We start from the raw sequence: 17,580 nt of genomic DNA on the forward strand, positions 1-17,580 counted from the left end.
CAGATCGACTCGGGTGTCGAGCGCGACCACGAGCCAGGCGTTGCTGGCCATGAGGTCGTTGACGGTATCAGCCGAGCAGGTCTGCAGGGCTCGCTCTGACGACAGGGGTGGGGCGCGGATGCCGTGGGCCCGCGCCCCATCCTCCCTCTCTGGTGCCCGGCGGATCGGCATCCGCAAAGACTCTGCCGCTCACCCATCCCCGACACCGCGCGAAAGCCGCGACCCGAGGGGAGCAACCCCGGCCCGCGGCCCCGCACTCTCGACGCTCAGGGGCGCCCGCCGCCCATGCCCCCACCTCCCATTCCGCCGGCCACCGCGACGCCGGCTGTGACCGAGGTCGCGACCCCGTCGACGGTCACCGTGTACGACTGGCCGTCGGTGATCGCCGACGACGTGAACACGACCGATCCGAAGGTCTTCTCGGCGGTGTACTGCGCGATGACCGTGCCACTGGCATCCGTGATCTGCACCGTTGAGCCCGCGCTGCCCGAGGCCGTCGCGGCCAGCCACCCCTGCGCGGACGACTCGTCGGGCGATTCGGCCATTCCGGTGCTGCCGAGAGCGGCGAGCGTGCCGCCCGAGACGTCGATGCCGCCGTTCGAGTCGAGCGCGCCGTTGCCCTGCTGGGTGGGACCGTACACGGTGACGTCTCCGCCGGTCATGGTGATGCTGCCGTTGGAGTCGAGGCCATCGCCTTGAGCGTCGACCACCAGGGTGCCGCCCGAGATGGTGAGGGTCTCGCCGGTGTCCTGCATGACACCGCCCATTCCGCCGCCCGAGCTCGTCGTGGTAGCGCCCGAGGCGTTCACCCCGTCATCCGACGAGATGACCGAGGTGATTCCGCCGGCGATGCGGATGTCGCCCGACTCGATGCCCTCGTACGACTGGCTGATGGTGACGTCTCCGCCCGCGATCGCCAGGGCGATTTCGGAATGGATGCCATCGTCCTCGGCCGCGATCGACACGGTGCCGCCGGTGATCAGCGCGTCGGTCCACGCGTCGATGCCGTCGTCGGTCGCGGTGGCGTCGATCGTGCCGCCGGCGATCCAGACGTAGCCCTGGGTGGCGTCATCCGTCTGGTCGCTCTTGAGGGCGTCGCCCCCGGCGGTGAGGGTGAGCGTGCCGTCTTTCACGGCGAGCGAGTCCTTGCCGCGCAGGGCATCGTCGGCGGCGGTCACCGTGATCGTGCCGCCGATGATCGCGAGGTCGTCGGTGGACGAGATGCCGTCGTTGCCCGTGTCGGTGACGGTGAGGGCCCCCGAGCCCGAGACGGTGAGGTCGCTGTCGGCGTAGATGGCGGCGCTCGCGTCGGCGTCGGCGGAGCTCGCCGCGGTGACCGTGTTGGTGGAGCCCGCCGCGAGGTTGATCGCCACGTCGTCGGCGGTCACGACCTGGATGGCCGCGCCCGAGGTGCTCTCGATGGTCGCGTCGTCGAGCACGAGGATCACCTGCGCGTCGTCGGGGGCGGCGACGACCACGTTCCCGTCGAGCGTTCCGGTCAGCGTGTAGACGCCGGCGGCGGTGATGGTGACGGTCGAGCCGTCGATGCGGACTCCCGCCGAGTCGCTCGACGCGGTGGAGCCCGCGAGCGTGATGGTCTCGGCATCCGCGAGGTTCCACTCGTCGTCTTTCACGACGGTGCCGTCGGCGTTGGCCGCGAGCAGTTCGGCGGCGGCCGTGGGGATGGTGGAGTCGATGTCGGAGGTGGTCTGCACGCTCGACTCGACGCTGGATGCCGTGGTGGCCGGCGCCGATGTCGCGGCGGGCTGAGCGGTGACGGCGCACCCGGCGAGCACGAGGCCCGCGAGAGCGAGGGGAAGGGCGAGGGGGATCAGGCGGCGCATGATGCGTCCTTTCGGGTGTTCTGGGATGAGGCGAAGGGGCCCGCGAGCACGCGGGTCCAGCGGTTGCGGGGGAGGTCGGCGCGCAGGGCTGCCATGCCGGTGGCGTACTTGCTGATGCGCTGCGGGCGGTGCCCGGCTCGCCAGAGCGCGCGGTCGAGAGCACCCGCCTGCCCGGGCGATTTGGTCTCGACGATCGCGTAGCGGGGGAGGGTGAACCCTGCGCCGTCGGCATCGATCCACCGCAGGTCGAGGTCGATCGTGACGCGGGAGGGCACGTCGCCCGCCAGCAGCAGCGTCGTGCGCCGATACAGCGTCTGCAGCCGCGCGTCGAGGTCGTCGGCGCGACCCGGCTCGACGCCGATCGCGCCGAGGGCCTCGGCGACGTCGTCGCGCGCTTCGGCGGTGAGCCGGTCGGCCGCATCGAGGTCGTAGGCATCCCTGTCTTTGCGGGTGAGACCGCGCGCTCCGCGGGTCTTCATCTCGAGGTAGGCGGCCCCGGTGTCGACGTAGGTGCGGGTACGCAGCTTGAACCGGCGGCGGCGCCCGTGAGCGGCGAGGCGGAAGCTGAGCAGATCGGGGGTGTCGAAGTACACCGAGCGGTAGGCCAGCTCGCGCTCGCCGGCGATCTCGAGGGCGGCGGGAGTCTCGTCGGAGCGCTGCAGGGTCTCGAGCAGGGATGCCGCGGCATCCATCGGCACGACGTACTTGCGGTCGACGCGGGTGAGCAGGGCGGCCTCGGTGGTGAGAGCGTCGAGCCCGATCGCGGGGAGGGCTGCGATGGCGGTGGCCGCGCGGTCGCGGGCGGTCACCGGGTGCCGCCGATCAGGTCGGCAAAGCTCGCGTCGGTGGTTCGGCGTTGGCCGGGGGTGGCGTCGACGGCTTCGCGAACGGCGGCGGGCGCGGTGGGGGCGGCCAGGACCCGGTACCGCACATCGACCAGCGTCGTGTCGTCGACCAGGTCGAGCTGCTGCACGGTGACGCCGGTCACCTCGCCGCCGAGTAGGCGACCGAGCTCGGCCCGCAGCTCGGTCTCGTCGGCGATCGCGCGATCGAGGTGCACGGTCTGGTGACGGGCCCGCGACAGCACCCGCGGGTGATCGGCGACGGCGAGCACGGCCACGATGAGCCCGACCAGCAGAAGGGGAATGGAGAGGTCGACGGGCGGCAGGCCGCAGATCAGGCCGATCGCCAGAGCCGCGAAGTAGTACGCCACCTCGCGCTGCGTGATCTCGCTCGAGCGCAGCCGGATGATCGACAGCACCCCGAACAGTCCGAGCCCGAGGCCCAGAGCGACTTCGGCGGTGCCGAGGACGGTCGCGACGGCGAGCACGCCCACGTTGACGCCGAGGAAGGCGACGACGAGGTCTCGCCGGCGGTGGCGCTGGAAGTAGATGGCGCTCAGCAGGACGGCGGCGACGAGGTCGGTCGCGGCCAGGATCAGGGCGGTGGTGGTCATGAGGTGCTCCTTGCGGGGATGAGGGGAGAGGTGTCGGGGGATCCGGATGCCGTGTCGCGGGCGTCGGGCCCGCGGGCTGTCGCGCCGGGCGGCCCCGGGCGTGAGATGGGCACGCGCGCCGGGGTCTCGGCATCCGTTCGGGGGAAGACGAGCGAGCGCTGCACGCCGTAGCTGAGGACGAACAGCACGCCCTCGGTCACGACCTTCGCGGGCAGCAGGGCCAGGCCGTTGTCGGTGAGGAACGACATCCACGCGATGTTCGAGGCGAGCAGCGCGAGGGCGAGCACGCCGTAGCGCAGGGCCTGCGGAAGCATCGATCCGCCCCGCGCGCGGAAGACCACGCGGCGGTTGACGACGAAGTTCGCGGTGGCCGACAGCACCCGCGCCGCGATGATCGAGGGCACGAGCCATCCGGTCAGCGCCTGCAGGACGAGCAACGCGACGGTGTCGACGACGAACGCCGCGAGAGACGACGACGCGAACAGCAGCACCGGCAGCAGCACGCGCAGCGAGTCGCGCACCGGACGGAAGTGACTCGACCAGTTGCGGTCGAGGTACACGGTGTCGACGGGCACCTCGTGCGCGGAGACCTGGTCGGGGCCGAGGCGCAACAGCATCCGCTGTTCGTACTCGAACCCGTCGCCCGGTATGCCGAGGGCCCAGCCCAGGCGATCGGCGGGGATGCCGCGGAGCCCGGTCTGCGTGTCGGTCACCCGCCGCCCGGTGGCGAGGCGGAACAGCCCGCGCGAGGCCGCATTGCCCAGGCGGCTGCGCAGCGGCACGGCGCCGTCGAAGCCGCGGACCCCCAGCACGAGGGCGCTGCGGCCCTCGGCCGCGTCAGTGCGCAGAGCGTCGGCCACGCGGCAGATGTTGGCCGGTGTGTGCTGCCCGTCGGCGTCGGCGGTGACCACGTCGGCATCCGGATCGTGCGCGGCGATGTGGGCGAAGCCCGTCTTGAGAGCCGCGCCCTTGCCGCGGTTGGTCGCGTGCGTGAGGACGTGGGCGCCGGCCTCGAGGGCGGCGTCGAACACCGCCGCGAACGCGGGGCCGCTGCCGTCGTCGACGACGAGCACGTCGACGTCGGGGTCGTTGCGCAGCAGCGCGGCGACGAGGGCCGGCATCCGCGGACCGGGCTCGAAGGCGGGGATGAGAACGAACACCGCTCAGCCCGCCACGTAGAGGATGTCGCTGGTGCCGCGCTCGCCGCCGTTCGAGGGCGAGTTGATCACCTGTCCGTTGAAGTACATCGTCGACGAGCCGCCGCCGTCGAGGTTGTAGGCGGTCGTCGCGCCGAGCGAGAGCAGGATGTCGGCGAGCCCGGGCAGCGTCACGCCCTCGCTGTAGCCCTCTTGGCGGCCGTCGACCACGACGAAGACGAGGTGGTTGGCGTCGATGACACCGACGGCGGTGCGCGGCTGGTCGCCCTGGATCGAGTGGTTGCCGACGTTCGTGTCGACCTCGACGCTCTCGATGCCGTCGACGACCTGGCCGTCCTCGACGATCGCGGGACCGAAGCTGAGCGTGTTCCAGACCCCGGATGCCAGCAGCTCGGCGGCCGTGGTCTGCGTCTCGTCGTACACCTCGACGTGGCCGTCGGTGTAGAAGGCGAGTCCCTGCCGAGCGCCCTCGTCGCGGTAGACGACGCCGTTGCGGATCTCGATGCCCGTGGAGCGGAAGCCGTAGTAGTCGCCGTTGATGGCGAAGACCGCGTCGTTGGCGGCGGCGATCTCGCTGGTGGTCTGCGTGATGTTCTCGCCGAACTGGTTGTTCGCGAAGGCGGAACGCAGGTCGGTGGCGTCTCCGAGCACGACGTCGGCGACGTAATAGGTGAGCGTGTCGGTGGTCACCGTCGAGACGGTGACCGAGGTGGAGCCGTCACTGAAGCTGGTGTCGGTCAGGCTCGTCTCGGTCGCGGCGGTGGCCGCGGGCTCGGCGGTGGCAGATGCCGTGGCGGATGCCGTGGCGTGCGCGGCTTCGTACGCGGCGACGTCGGTGATCTCGACGTGGGGGATGAGGAAGCGATTCGCGGCCCACGCTGCGGAGCCGCCGACGGTGAGCGCGACGGCCAAACCGCCGGCGAGGAAGGCGCGGCGGGCGACGGGCCGCTTCGGGCGGCGGGGTCCGTCGGACGGCGTCGCCCGGCCGCGGCGAGAGGCCGAGGCCGGTGCACCGTCGGGGGCGGTGTCGGGGGTGGGGGCTGCGGGGTCCATGGCACCAGGAAAGGTGCCGCGCCCTTCTCGCGCCCTAAGCCAGCCCTACGCGGAGCCAAGAAGAGCTATGGAAACGCTATGTGGACGTGTGCATGTGCACTCGAGCCGCGGCCCGCGGCCGCCCTGCCGCGTCGAGGGCGCCGGGGGAGTGGCATCCGGAGCCTTCGTCAGGCGACCGCCCGCAGAACGCCCGTGAGGATCAGCGTGATGACCGTCGTCCACAGTGCGATCGCCGCGGCCTGCCAGGCGAGCACGCGCAGGGGCGAGACACCGGTCGAGGTGAGGGCGGCAGCGGTGAACTGCGTGGGCAGCAGCAGGGGGCCGAGCAGGCTCACGCCGGGGGTCCCGTAGCGGTGGTAGGCCTTCTCGAACTTCTGGCGGCGCGCGGTCAGGGGCTTCTCGACGGCTCCGCGACGGGTGGTGACGGCCGTACGCACGCGCGAGGTCGCGAACACGACGACGGCGACGCAGATCAGGTTGCCGATCGCGCCGGCGATGGCCGCGACGGCCGGGTGGATGCCGCCGACGATGCCGATCGCGGCGGCACCCTCTCCTTCGATGAACGGCACGGCACCGGCGAGGGCGACGATGAGCGGCTGCACGAGGTCGGGCACGTCGGCGACGAGGCCCTGGAAGCCGAGGATGAGATCCGAGACGGGGTTCGACATGAGGACTCCTGGGGGGACGAGTCCGCGGCGTGTTCCGCGGTGATCCCATCCCATCGGGAGCGGCGTCTCCGCGGCAGTGTCGCGGTGTCATGACCGGGCGGGAGGATGTGCCGACCGACCCGTGACGAATGTCATGCGCCCGGCGGCGCGGCGGGAGCGTGGGCGTTGGGGCGACGGCGGAATTCTCGATACGTTCGGACAAACCCCAAGGAGAGTGCACCATGACCGACAACCCCGCCGCCCCGTCCGCACCGCGACAGTGGCTCAAGGCTTTCTACAGCGCGCTCGCCGCGGCGCTCGGATACGTGATCGTCGAACTGATCTTCCAGCACGACACGACCTACATCCTGGCCGGGGCTCTCGGCATCCTCGTCGTCCTCACACCGATCTTCTACGCGATCAACCGCCACAGCAGCCGTCGGACACCGAAAGGCTGATCGAACGGCGGGTGGGGCGCCGGGCGCTCCACCCGTGACGAATGTCATGGACGTACTGTGGCCGGTGTGACGAGCCCCCTCCCCGCGCCCCCGCCCGCGTCGACGTTCGCCCGCGACGTGCGGGTCACGTGGTGGTACACCGCCGCGTCCATCGCCGGGTTCCAGGTGTTCGGGCTCTTCATCTGGACCCTGCTCATGGTGCTGAGAGCGTCGATGCCCGCCATCGTGCTCTTCGTCGCGGGCGGCCTCGGGTCGGTCGCCGTCTCGCTGCTGCTGATGGCGCGCTACCGCCGCGAACCGCTCGACATCGGCGACGTCTCGGGCCACCGGCCCGTCTGGCCGCTGGTCATCGCCGGCATCGTCTTCGGCGGTGTCACGGGAGCGGCGGCCGGGTCGCTGCTGCTCGCCGTCGTCCTCGGAGCGCAGACACTGTGTCTGGTGCGCTGGCGTGCCGGCATCCGGATGCGTCTCGTGGTGCTGCTGATCGTCGTCATCGTCGCGGCGTGGGTGATCGAGGTCACCCGCCTCAACCCCGCCGGATACGTCGCCGATGCCTTCGGCGTGGGCCTGTTCCTCGCGATGCTGCCGCCGCTCACGGCGACGTCGCTGTGGTGGTGGGACATCGTGCGCGAACTCGACCGCGCTCGTCGCGCCGAGGGGCGTCTCGCCGCCGCCCAGGAGCGCCTGCGTCTCGCCAGCGACCTGCACGATCTTCAGGGCCACCACCTGCAGGTGATCGCGCTGCAGCTCGAACTCGCCGAGAAGATGCTCGCCCGCGACCCCGCGGCCGCCGTGGAACAGGTGCGCCTCGCGCGCACGAGCGTCGACGAAGCCCGCCGCGGCACCCGCGAGCTCGCGACGCGCTTCCGTGGGGTGCCGCTGCCGGACGAACTCGCGAACGCCGCCGACCTGCTGCGCGCCGCGGGGCTGCGCGTCGAGCTGTCGGTCGCCCCCGACGCCGCCGACGCCCCGGCCGACGTGCTCGGCCCGGTGATCCGCGAGTGCACGACGAACGTGCTGAAGCACGGCGGTGGGGTCTCGGCATCCCTCGCTCTGATGCACCACGACGGCGAATGGGTCTTCACCATCGACAACGACGTGCGCGAGGTACGTGGCACGGGCGGCAGCGGTCTGGACGGTATCGCCGACCGCGTCGGCAGCGTGCGGGGAACAGTGGATGCCGGGCACTCCGGCGATCGATTCAGGGTCACCGTCCGGGTGCCCGAGGGGGTGATGGCGTGATCCGCGTGCTCATCGCCGACGACGAGGACATGATCCGCACGGCGCTCGCCGCCCTCTTGCGCCTCGAGCCCGACCTCGACGTGGTCGCCGAGTGCCGCGACGGCGAGAGCGCGATCGCCGAAGCCGACCGACTGCGGCCCGACGTGTGCCTTCTCGACCTCGAGATGCCGGGACTCGACGGCGTCGACACGGCCGCGCGCATCCTGCGGCGCGTGCCCTCGCGCTGCGTGATCGTCACGCGGCACGCCCGACCCGGCGTGCTGCGGCGGGCGCTCGGCGCGGGCGTCGACGGGTTCCTGCCCAAGTCGCGCCCCGCGGATGACGTGGCCGCGGTGATCCGCGAGGTCGCGGCGGGGCGCCGATACGTCGACCCCGAGATCGCCGCCGACGCCCTGAGCGACGAACGCAGCCCCCTCACCGACCGGGAGCTCGACGTGCTGAGGGCGGGCGCCCGCGGTGAGACGATCGCCGAGATCGCGGCATCCCTGCACCTGTCGGCCGGCACGGTGCGCAACCACGTCTCGTCGGTGCTGGGCAAGCTCGGGCTGGCGAGCCGGCAGCAGGCGACGATCCACGCGCGCGAGCGGGGCTGGATCTAGCGGCGACCGGCGCGAGGACGCTCACCCACAGCACAGCGCGGCGCGTCAACCACTGCCGCACGGCGATCACCGTCGGTAGCTTCGGCGCATGAGTGAGCGCGCATCGCGAGACGCGGGTCTGGCCCGCTACGTCATCATCGGAGTCGTCGTCGGCATGATCGCGGGACCGATCGTCGGCCTGCTCGTGCCCTCGGTGGGGGTCGGGTTCGGGATCTCGTTCGGCCTCGTCGTCGGAATCGTCGGGGCCGTGATCGCGTGGCTCGTGGTGCGTCCGCGAAAGTGAGGCGGGGAGCGGTCGAGTCACCTCTGCCCCCTCCCTTCGGAGGTGCAAGGGTCGGGCTCCTTCACCCCCGTCTAGTAGGGTTGTCGACTGGCGAGATCTCTTGATATCGAGAGACTTCGTCTTCTCCCACCACCGATCGCCCAGCGAAGGATTGTCCGTGGATCTCTACGAGTACCAGGCACGTGACCTGTTCGAAAAGTACGAGGTGCCGGTACTCGCCGGCATCATCGCCGACACCCCTGAGGAGGCGAAGGCGGCTGCCGAGAAGCTCGGCGGTGTGGTCGTCGTCAAGGCTCAGGTCAAGACCGGAGGCCGCGGCAAGGCCGGCGGCGTGAAGGTCGCCAAGAACCCCGAAGAGGCATTCGAGGCGGCCCAGGCCATCCTCGGCCTCGACATCAAGGGCCACGTCGTCAAGCGCGTCATGGTCGCAGCGGGCGCCCGCATCGCCAAGGAGTTCTACTTCTCGGTGCTGCTCGACCGCTCCAACCGCTCCTACCTGTCGCTCTCGAGCGTCGAGGGCGGAATGGAGATCGAAGAGCTCGCCGTCGAGCGTCCCGAGGCGCTCGCGCGCATCGAGGTCGACCCGATCGAGGGCATCACGCCCGAGAAGGCGCTCGAGATCGCGAAGGCTGCGAAGTTCGACGACGAGCTGGCCCCCAAGGTGGCCGACGTGTTCGTCAAGCTCTTCAACGTCTACAAGGGCGAGGACGCCACGCTCGTCGAGGTGAACCCCCTCATCCAGAGCGAAGACGGCGACATCATCGCCCTCGACGGCAAGGTCTCGCTCGACGAGAACGCCGGCTTCCGCCACCCCGACCACGAGGCGCTGGAAGACAAGGACGCGGCCGACCCGCTCGAGGCCAAGGCCAAGCAGCACGACCTCAACTACGTCAAGCTCGACGGTCAGGTCGGCATCATCGGCAACGGCGCGGGCCTGGTCATGTCGACCCTCGACGTCGTCGCCTACGCCGGTGAGAACCACGGTGGCGTCAAGCCCGCCAACTTCCTCGACATCGGTGGCGGCGCCTCGGCGACCGTCATGGCCGCCGGCCTCGACGTCATCCTCGGCGACGAGCAGGTCAAGAGCGTGTTCGTCAACGTCTTCGGCGGCATCACGTCGTGCGTCGCCGTGGCCGAGGGCATCGTCAAGGCCCTCGAGATCCTGGGCGACACCGCGACCAAGCCGCTCGTCGTGCGCCTCGACGGCAACCAGGTCGAGGAAGGCCGCGAGATCCTCGCCGCCGCCAACCACCCGCTCGTCACCCTCGCCGCCGGTATGGACGAGGGCGCCGACAAGGCCGCCGAACTGGCCAACGCGTAAGGGATAGGGAAACACCAGACATGTCGATCTACCTCAACAAAGACTCCAAGGTCATCGTCCAGGGCATCACCGGCGGCGAGGGCACCAAGCACACCGCCCTCATGCTCAAGGCCGGCACCCAGGTCGTCGGCGGAGTGAACGCCCGCAAGGCCGGAACCACCGTCTCGCACAAGGACGCCGCAGGCAACAACGTCGAGCTGCCCGTCTTCGCCTCGGTCGAAGAGGCCATCCGCGAGACCGGCGCCGACGTGTCGATCGCGTTCGTGCCCCCGGCCTTCACGAAGGACGCGATGGTCGAGGCCATCGACGCCGAGATCCCGCTGCTCGTCGTGATCACCGAGGGCGTGCCCGTCGGCGACACCGCCGAGGCGTGGGCCTACGCGAAGAGCAAGGGCGAGAAGACCCGCATCATCGGGCCGAACTGCCCCGGCATCATCACGCCCGGCGAGGCGCTCGTGGGCATCACCCCCGCGAACATCACCGGCAAGGGACCCATCGGCCTCGTGTCGAAGTCGGGCACCCTGACGTACCAGATGATGTTCGAGCTGCGCGACCTCGGCTTCTCGACCGCCATCGGCATCGGCGGCGACCCGGTCATCGGCACCACGCACATCGACGCCCTCGCGGCGTTCGAGGCCGACCCCGAGACCAAGGCCATCGTCATGATCGGTGAGATCGGCGGAGACGCCGAAGAGCGCGCCGCCGCCTACATCGCCGAGCACGTCACCAAGCCCGTCGTCGGTTACGTCGCCGGCTTCACCGCCCCCGAGGGCAAGACCATGGGCCACGCCGGCGCCATCGTCTCGGGCTCGGCCGGCACGGCACAGGCGAAGAAGGAGGCCCTCGAGGCCGCCGGCGTCAAGGTCGGCAAGACGCCGTCCGAGACCGCTTCGCTGATGCGCGAGATCATCGAGAGCCTGTAAGCAGCACTCTCTCGAGGGCCCGGATGCCATGGCATCCGGGCCCTTTCTCGTGTCGGGCGGGGCCTGCCGCGGAACACGCACCTCGCGAGACCGCACGAGATTGCCGAGACCGCATCGGATTGGCGCCGAACGGGTGCGTCCTCGGCAAACGCGTGCGGTTTCGATGCCGCGGATACGTCCGACGGCGCAGCGGCGACGAAAAAGGGGCCCGGATGCCGTGGCATCCGGGCCCCTCACGAGCGCGGGGCTCAGCCCAGAAGCGCCTCGACCGGGCCGCGGGCGAAGAAGACGACGAAGCCGGCGGCGACGATCCACAGCAGCGGGCTCACCCGGCGGGCGCGGCCCGACAGGGCCTGGATGAGCACCCAGCTGACGAAGCCCGCGCCGATGCCGTTCGCGATCGAGTACGTCAGGGGCATGACGGTCACGGTGAGGAAGACCGGGATGAGCACCGACATGTCGCTGAGGTCAACGTGGCGGATCTGCCCCATCATGAGTGCGCCGACGATGACCAGGGCCGCGGCCGCGATTTCGGTGGGCACGATGCTCGTCAGCGGCGTGAAGAACATCGCGAGCAGAAACAGTCCGCCGGTGACGACGTTGGCCAGGCCCGTGCGCGCGCCCTCGCCGATGCCCGATCCCGACTCGATGAAGACGGTGTTCGACGACGACGAGGTGGCGCCGCCGGCGACGGCACCGATGCCCTCGATGACCAGCGCCGAACGCAGGCGCGGGAACGTGCCGTCGGGGGCCGCGAGACCCGCCTCGCGCGACAGGCCGGTCATCGTGCCCATGGCGTCGAAGAAGTTCGTGAACACGAGGGTGAAGACCAGCATGAGGGCGGCGAGCACGCCGATGCGGCCGAAGGATCCGACGAGGTCGACCTGACCGACGAGCGCGAGGTCGGGAAGGCTCACCCACTGCGCGGGGAGCGTCGGAACGCTCAGACCCCAGCCGCCGGGGTTGCCGTCGGCGCGCGCGCCGAGACCGAAGACGGCCTCGACGATCACGGCGATGACCGTGCCCGAGAGCAGACCGATCAGCAGCGCGGCTTTGACCTTGCGCACGAGCAGCACGGCGGTGATGACGAGGGTCAGCACGAACAGGGCGGTGGGGACCGTGGTGATCGAGCCGCCGACACCCAGGCCCACCGGGGGCGAGCTCAGGCCGGTCGAGGTGACCAGCCCGCTGTCGACGAAGCCGATGAACGCGATGAAGAGGCCGATGCCGACGGTGATCGCGGTCTTGAGCGCGAGGGGAACCGCCTCGAAGATCATGCGGCGGAGTCCGGTGACGGCCAGCAGCACGATGATCAGGCCGTTGATGACGACGAGGCCCATGGCCTCGGGCCAGGTGACCTGACCGACGATGCCGACGGCCAGGAACGAGTTGATGCCCAGACCCGCCGCGAACGCGAACGGCAGGCGCGTGACGAGGCCGAACAGCATCGTCATGACACCGGCTGTGAGGGCGGTGACCGCGGCGACCTGCGGGAAGCCGAGGGCGTTGCCGGCGACGTCGGGGGTTCCCGACAGGATGATCGGGTTCAGGATGACGATGTACGCCATCGTGACGAAGGTGACCACTCCTCCGCGGATCTCGGTGCCGACGGTCGAGCCGCGGGCGGTGATCTCGAAGAACCGGTCGAGACGGTTCTTCGGTGCGGTGGCAGCAGTGGTCTCGGGAGCGGAATCGCTCATGAAGGCTCCAGAAAAAAGGGGGAGGGACTAGACCGGAGGGGAAGACGCCGACGTATCGTGTGAGCTATGTCACTCTCAGGAGAGTATCTACCCAGCACCAGCGAATGGGCCCGCCAGCAGGCCGAGACGTTCGAGGCCTCGGGAGGCCAGGAGTCCGCCGACATGCGGGGCGTACCCATCATCGTCCTCACCACCGTCGGCGCCAAAACCGGGGGCCTGCGAAAGACCGCCCTCATGCGCGTCGAGCACGACGGCAAGTATGCGGTCGTGGCATCCAAGGGTGGGGCTCCGGAGCATCCGGCGTGGTTCTACAACCTCGTGAAGAACCCCCGCGTCGCCCTGCAGGACGGCGACGTGAAGAAGGAGTACGACGCGCACCAGGCCGAGGGAGCCGAGCGCGACGAGTGGTGGGGCTACGCGACCGAGGTCTGGCCCGACTACGACGAGTACCAGAAGAAGACCGAGCGGCGCATCGAGCTGTTCGTGCTGACGCCGTTCGACTGACGCCCGTCGGCTGAGGCCCGCCCGCGCGGTCCCCGCCGCCCCGGGGCGCTCCGGGTGTACGCCGCCGTCTCAGAGCGTTGAGTGTCCAGGACACGCCGCTGTGCCCGAGAGGGATGCGGCGTGTCTTGGACACTCAACAGTGGGGACACGCCGCTGACCGCCGCGCGTGAGCGCACCTGCGAGCCGCCATCGCCCCGGTCTGCGTGCAGACCGCCCGCGCGCGGGCGTCGGCGTCGTCGCGCGACGACGCCGCGCGGAGTGCGCCCTCGCCGCCGCGCCTGAAAGGTGCGCCGAGCCGACGCGGGTACGCTCACAGTCGCCCATGCATCGCCTTCTCGTCGCCCTCCTGGCCGCTCTCGACGCCATCCTGGCCGCCGCGGGCGGTATCGCCGTGGTCCTCGCCCCCCTCGCGCTGCTGTGGGTGGTCGGCGTGGGAAGCCCCGACTGGGGAGCCCTGTGGCCCACGACCGCAGCGGTCTGGCACCTGGGCCATCTCGTGCCGATCACGGTGACCCTGCCCGACACCTACCTCGCCGCCACCGGCATCGATCCCTCGTTCGCGAACTTCACCCTGTCGCTCGCGCCCCTGGCGTTCGCCGCGTTCACGGCCCTGTTCGCCGCCCGCTCGGGCGCCCGCGCGGGCGAGGCCGGCGCCGCGCTCACCGGTTGGCTCTCGGGCTCCGTCGTCTTCGCCGGCATCGCGACCCTCGTCGCCCTGACCGGAAACGCCGCGCTCGTGGCATCCGAGACCTGGCCGGCCATCCTGCTGCCGTCGCTGCTGTTTCTGGTGCCGTCGTTCGTGGGTGCGATCGTCGGAGCGTGGCGGGTCGGCGACGACGGACCCATCGACGCCCTGCGGGAACGGGTCGAGCGCCTCCCCGGCGCCTGGGCGACGGTGCCCGCGCTGGCGCTGCGCGGTTTCGCGCTCACGACGCTGGGGCTCGTGGGAGTCGGCGGGATCGTTGTGGTGGTGGGACTCATCGCCCGCTCGACGCAGGTGATCGGCATCTACCAGGCCAGCAACGCGGATGCCATCGGCGCCACCGTCATAGCCCTCGGCCAGCTCATGTACCTGCCGACCCTGGTGCTGTGGGCGGTGTCGTTCGTCGCCGGCCCCGGGTTCGCGCTGGGCACCGACACCGCCATCACCCCGGCCGCCACGCAGGTCGGTGCCCTCCCCGGCATCCCCGTGCTCGGCGCGGTGCCGGACTCGACCTCGTCGTGGCTGCTGCTGCTCGTGCTACTGCCGATCGGCGTCGGAGCCCTCGCCGGCTGGATCCTGCGTTCCCGGATGCCGGTGACCACCGACCCCGAACCGATCGGCCCCCGGCTGACACTCACGGTCGTCGTCGCCGCGCTCACGGGTGGCGCGGGCGCGCTCGCCGCGCTCGTCTCGGCTGGTTCGCTCGGACCCGGTCGCCTCGCCGACACGGGCCCCCAGCCCGGACCCCTCGCCCTCGCCCTCGGTCTCGAGGTGCTGCTGGGGCTCGCCATCCTGCTGCTGAGTCCCCGCTTCGGTGCCGCCGCCGACGACCTTCCCCCGCGCGTCCGAGACGAGCGCGACGAGACCCCGGAATTCTCGTTCGCGCCCCGCGCCCACGTTCCCTTCGACCGCGACGAGCACGCGACCGGACCCGCGCCCCTCGTGTCGGCGCCCGGAACCGGCATCGCCTCCGACGTCTGGCCCAGCGCGTACCGCGGCCCCGAAGACGCCGATCACGCACCGTCGGCCGCGCTCGACGACGACGAGGTACGCGCGCGCATCCGCGCCGCCTGGGCGAATCCCGACGACGGCGACAAGGGTCCCGCGGGTCGACGCTGACGGAGCGGCCGACGCGGGTCGCCCCACGTCGCCCATCCCGCGGCTCCACGGGCTCCGACGCACCTGCGTAGACTGAGCGCGTGCTCACGGTCGCCGTCCTCATCTCCGGCACCGGCTCCAACCTCCGCGCCCTGCTCGAGGCGGCTGCCGCCCCCGACTTCCCGGCGCGCGTGGTCGCGGTCGGCGCTGATCGCGAGGCCGACGGCTTCGCGCACGCCGAGCACTTCGGCATCCCCACCTTCCTGGTTCCCTACAGCGCCTTCGCCTCGCGCGAGCAATGGGGCGCCGAACTCGGAGCCCAGCTCGCCGTCTGGCAGCCCGACCTCGTCGTGCTGAGCGGCATGATGCGGCTCCTGCCGGCCGACCTCGTCGCCGAGTGGGAACCCCGCATCATCAACACGCACCCCGCGTACCTGCCCGAGTTCCCCGGCGCGCACGGTGTGCGCGACGCGCTGGCCGCGGGCGTGACGCAGACCGGAGCCAGTGTCATCGTCGTCGACTCCGGCGTCGACACGGGGCCGATCCTCGCCCAGGAGCGCATCCCCGTGCTGGCCGGCGACGACGAAGACGCCCTGCACGAACGCATCAAGCCCGTCGAACGACGTCTGCTCATCGACGTCGTCCGTCGCATCGCCGAGGGCGACCTCGACCTCGCCGCCCCGGCATCCCGAACCGCCTGACCCGCCCGCCGGGCCCCGGCCCGTCGTGCACCCGAATCCGACTCGAGACACAGGAGCCGAAAGCCATGGCCGGACCCCGCCACGACCCCGCCGACTACCGTCCCCGCGACGTCGTCCCCATCCGCCGGGCGCTGGTCTCGGTGAGCGACAAGACCCACCTGCTGGTGCTGGCCGAAGCCCTCGCCGCCGCCGGCGTCGAGATCGTCTCGACCGGGTCGACCGCCTCGACCATCCGCGACGCCGGCTACGACGTCGTCGACGTCGCCGCCGTCACCGGCTTCCCCGAGTCGCTCGACGGTCGCGTGAAAACGCTGCACCCCAAGGTGCACGCCGGACTGCTCGCCGACCTGCGTCTGGCCTCGCACGAGGCGCAGTTGGAGGAGCTCGACATCCGCCCGTTCGAGCTGGTCGTGGTCAACCTGTACCCGTTCGTCGAGACCGTGGCATCCGGTGCCGAGGGTGACGACGTCGTGGAGCAGATCGACATCGGCGGTCCCGCCATGGTGCGCGCCGCGGCCAAGAACCACGCCAACGTCGCCATCGTCGTCTCGCCCGAGTCGTACCCCGCGATCATCGACGCCCTGCAGTCCCAGGGCGGCACCAACCTCGTGCAGCGCCGCGAGCTCGCCGCCCGCGCGTTCTCGCACACCGCCGCGTACGACACCGCCGTGTCGACCTGGTTCGCCGAGGGCACCCTCGCCGACGACATCGACCTGCCCGCGCACCTGACCATCCAGGCCGAGCGCCTGTCGACGCTGCGCTACGGCGAGAACTCGCACCAGCGCGCCGCGATCTACTCGCGCGTCGGTGGCCACGGCATCGCCCAGGCCACGCAGCTGCAGGGCAAGGAGATGTCGTACAACAACTACGTCGACGCCGACGCCGCGCTCCGCGCCGCCTTCGACATGGTGAAGCCGGCCGTCGCGATCATCAAGCACGCCAACCCGTGCGGGATCGCCGTCGCCGCGCCCAACGCCCTCGACCCCATCGCCTCGGCACACCTGCGCGCCCACGAGTGCGACCCGGTCTCGGCCTTCGGCGGCGTCATCGCCGCGAACCGCACGGTCACGCTGAAGATGGCCGAGAACCTGCGCGACATCTTCACCGAGGTCATCATCGCCCCCGACTTCGAACCCGAAGCGCTCGAGGTGTTCAAGCTCAAGAAGAACCTGCGCGTGCTGAGCCTGCCCGCCGACTGGCAGCAGGAGCGCATGGACGTGCGGCTCGTGTCGGGCGGCCTGCTGCTGCAGGACGCCGACCGCTTCCCCGACGACATCGAGTCGGTCGCGAAGAACTGGGAGCTCGTCTCGGGCGAGCGTCCCGCCGAGGCCGACATGGAGAGCCTGATCTTCGCGTGGAAGTCGTGCCGCGCCGTCAAGTCGAACGCGATCGTGCTCGCCCAGGGGTCGGCCACCGTCGGGATCGGCATGGGCCAGGTCAACCGCGTCGACTCGTGCCGTCTCGCCGTCGAGCGCGCCGGTGACCGGGCAGCCGGCTCCATCGCGGCATCCGACGCCTTCTTCCCCTTCGCCGACGGCCCCCAGGTGCTGATCGACGCCGGCATCTCGGCGATCATCCAGCCCGGCGGCTCGGTGCGCGATGCCGAGGTCGTCGACGCCGCCCGCGCGGCCGGCGTGACGATGTTCTTCACGGGGGAGCGTCACTTCTTCCACTGAGTCCTCGCCTCACGGTCGACGCCGTCGCAGCTTCGGTTGCGGTGGCGTTGTCGTGTGTGGGGGCGGTGGGGCGGGCGCAGGCGCGGTGGCGGTGGTGCGGGGTGCGGGGTGCGGGCGCCGACACTGCGGCGGCGGCGTGGCATGGCGTGGGCGGGGTGGCGTGGGCGGGGGTGGCGGCGCGGCGTGGGCGGGGTGGCGTCGGGGAGGCGCACGGA

Annotated in this window: 17 protein-coding genes; 10 read left to right on the forward strand and 7 right to left on the reverse strand. The window is 71.0% G+C overall.

What is annotated here, in order from left to right:
• Positions 1–266 precede the first annotated feature (266 nt).
• From ASF96_RS04590 to ASF96_RS04615, 6 genes are all read right to left on the reverse strand, one after another.
• Positions 267–1,844, reverse strand: coding sequence for a carbohydrate-binding domain-containing protein (locus tag ASF96_RS04590; RefSeq protein ID WP_055936374.1), 1,578 nt, complete (start codon positions 1,842–1,844; stop codon positions 267–269).
• Positions 1,832–2,653, reverse strand: coding sequence for a polyphosphate polymerase domain-containing protein (locus tag ASF96_RS04595; protein WP_055936377.1), 822 nt, complete (start codon positions 2,651–2,653; stop codon positions 1,832–1,834). The genes ASF96_RS04590 and ASF96_RS04595 overlap by 13 nt, the downstream gene beginning before the upstream one ends.
• Positions 2,650–3,300, reverse strand: a complete 651-nt coding sequence (locus ASF96_RS04600) for a DUF4956 domain-containing protein (protein WP_082509284.1) — start codon at positions 3,298–3,300, stop codon at positions 2,650–2,652. The genes ASF96_RS04595 and ASF96_RS04600 overlap by 4 nt, the downstream gene beginning before the upstream one ends.
• Positions 3,297–4,460, reverse strand: a complete 1,164-nt coding sequence (locus tag ASF96_RS04605) for a bifunctional glycosyltransferase family 2/GtrA family protein (protein WP_055936380.1) — start codon at positions 4,458–4,460, stop codon at positions 3,297–3,299. The genes ASF96_RS04600 and ASF96_RS04605 overlap by 4 nt, the downstream gene beginning before the upstream one ends.
• A gap of 3 nt (positions 4,461–4,463) precedes the next feature.
• A complete protein-coding gene (locus ASF96_RS04610) occupies positions 4,464–5,510 on the reverse strand; it encodes a phosphodiester glycosidase family protein (protein WP_082509285.1) in 1,047 nt (348 codons plus the stop codon).
• Between the two features lie 167 nt (positions 5,511–5,677).
• Positions 5,678–6,178: a hypothetical protein gene (locus ASF96_RS04615; RefSeq protein WP_055936383.1), complete on the reverse strand. Its 501-nt coding sequence runs from the start codon at positions 6,176–6,178 to the stop codon at positions 5,678–5,680.
• 221 nt (positions 6,179–6,399) lie between these two features.
• On the opposite strand from ASF96_RS04615, the gene ASF96_RS04620 reads away from it, so the two are divergent.
• The 6 genes from ASF96_RS04620 (at position 6,400) to sucD (ending at position 10,983) form a co-directional block, all read left to right on the forward strand.
• Positions 6,400–6,615 (forward strand): hypothetical protein, encoded by a 216-nt coding sequence (locus tag ASF96_RS04620; protein ID WP_055936386.1) that lies wholly within the window; start codon positions 6,400–6,402, stop codon positions 6,613–6,615.
• A gap of 66 nt (positions 6,616–6,681) precedes the next feature.
• Complete coding sequence (locus ASF96_RS04625; RefSeq protein ID WP_055937699.1) at positions 6,682–7,857, forward strand: sensor histidine kinase; 1,176 nt, start codon at positions 6,682–6,684, stop codon at positions 7,855–7,857.
• Complete coding sequence (locus tag ASF96_RS04630) at positions 7,854–8,456, forward strand: response regulator transcription factor (protein WP_055936389.1); 603 nt, start codon at positions 7,854–7,856, stop codon at positions 8,454–8,456. The genes ASF96_RS04625 and ASF96_RS04630 overlap by 4 nt, the downstream gene beginning before the upstream one ends.
• Positions 8,457–8,544: 88 nt before the next feature.
• The gene (locus tag ASF96_RS04635) at positions 8,545–8,739 is read left to right on the forward strand and encodes a hypothetical protein (RefSeq protein ID WP_055834174.1); all 195 of its coding nucleotides are present in this window, start codon (positions 8,545–8,547) and stop codon (positions 8,737–8,739) included.
• 157 nt (positions 8,740–8,896) lie between these two features.
• On the forward strand, positions 8,897–10,060 hold the full coding sequence (sucC, locus tag ASF96_RS04640; protein WP_055834177.1) for an ADP-forming succinate--CoA ligase subunit beta: 1,164 nt from the start codon (positions 8,897–8,899) through the stop codon (positions 10,058–10,060).
• 20 nt (positions 10,061–10,080) lie between these two features.
• Complete coding sequence (gene sucD / locus ASF96_RS04645; RefSeq protein WP_055936392.1) at positions 10,081–10,983, forward strand: succinate--CoA ligase subunit alpha; 903 nt, start codon at positions 10,081–10,083, stop codon at positions 10,981–10,983.
• 248 nt (positions 10,984–11,231) lie between these two features.
• Here sucD and ASF96_RS04650 read toward each other — a convergent pair whose 3' ends face one another.
• Positions 11,232–12,683, reverse strand: a complete 1,452-nt coding sequence (locus ASF96_RS04650) for an NCS2 family permease (RefSeq protein ID WP_055834182.1) — start codon at positions 12,681–12,683, stop codon at positions 11,232–11,234.
• Between the two features lie 66 nt (positions 12,684–12,749).
• On the opposite strand from ASF96_RS04650, the gene ASF96_RS04655 reads away from it, so the two are divergent.
• The 4 genes from ASF96_RS04655 (at position 12,750) to purH (ending at position 17,365) form a co-directional block, all read left to right on the forward strand.
• A complete protein-coding gene (locus tag ASF96_RS04655; RefSeq protein ID WP_055936395.1) occupies positions 12,750–13,187 on the forward strand; it encodes a nitroreductase family deazaflavin-dependent oxidoreductase in 438 nt (145 codons plus the stop codon).
• A gap of 322 nt (positions 13,188–13,509) precedes the next feature.
• The gene (locus ASF96_RS04660; RefSeq protein WP_055936398.1) at positions 13,510–15,009 is read left to right on the forward strand and encodes a cell division protein PerM; all 1,500 of its coding nucleotides are present in this window, start codon (positions 13,510–13,512) and stop codon (positions 15,007–15,009) included.
• Positions 15,010–15,089: 80 nt separating this feature from the next.
• On the forward strand, positions 15,090–15,689 hold the full coding sequence (purN, locus tag ASF96_RS04665; protein WP_055834203.1) for a phosphoribosylglycinamide formyltransferase: 600 nt from the start codon (positions 15,090–15,092) through the stop codon (positions 15,687–15,689).
• A gap of 65 nt (positions 15,690–15,754) precedes the next feature.
• Complete coding sequence (gene purH / locus ASF96_RS04670; protein ID WP_055834207.1) at positions 15,755–17,365, forward strand: bifunctional phosphoribosylaminoimidazolecarboxamide formyltransferase/IMP cyclohydrolase; 1,611 nt, start codon at positions 15,755–15,757, stop codon at positions 17,363–17,365.
• Positions 17,366–17,580: the final 215 nt, after the last annotated feature.

The organism is Microbacterium sp. Leaf179 (genome assembly GCF_001423785.1).
In the GTDB taxonomy this organism is placed as follows: Bacteria; Actinomycetota; Actinomycetes; order Actinomycetales; family Microbacteriaceae; genus Microbacterium.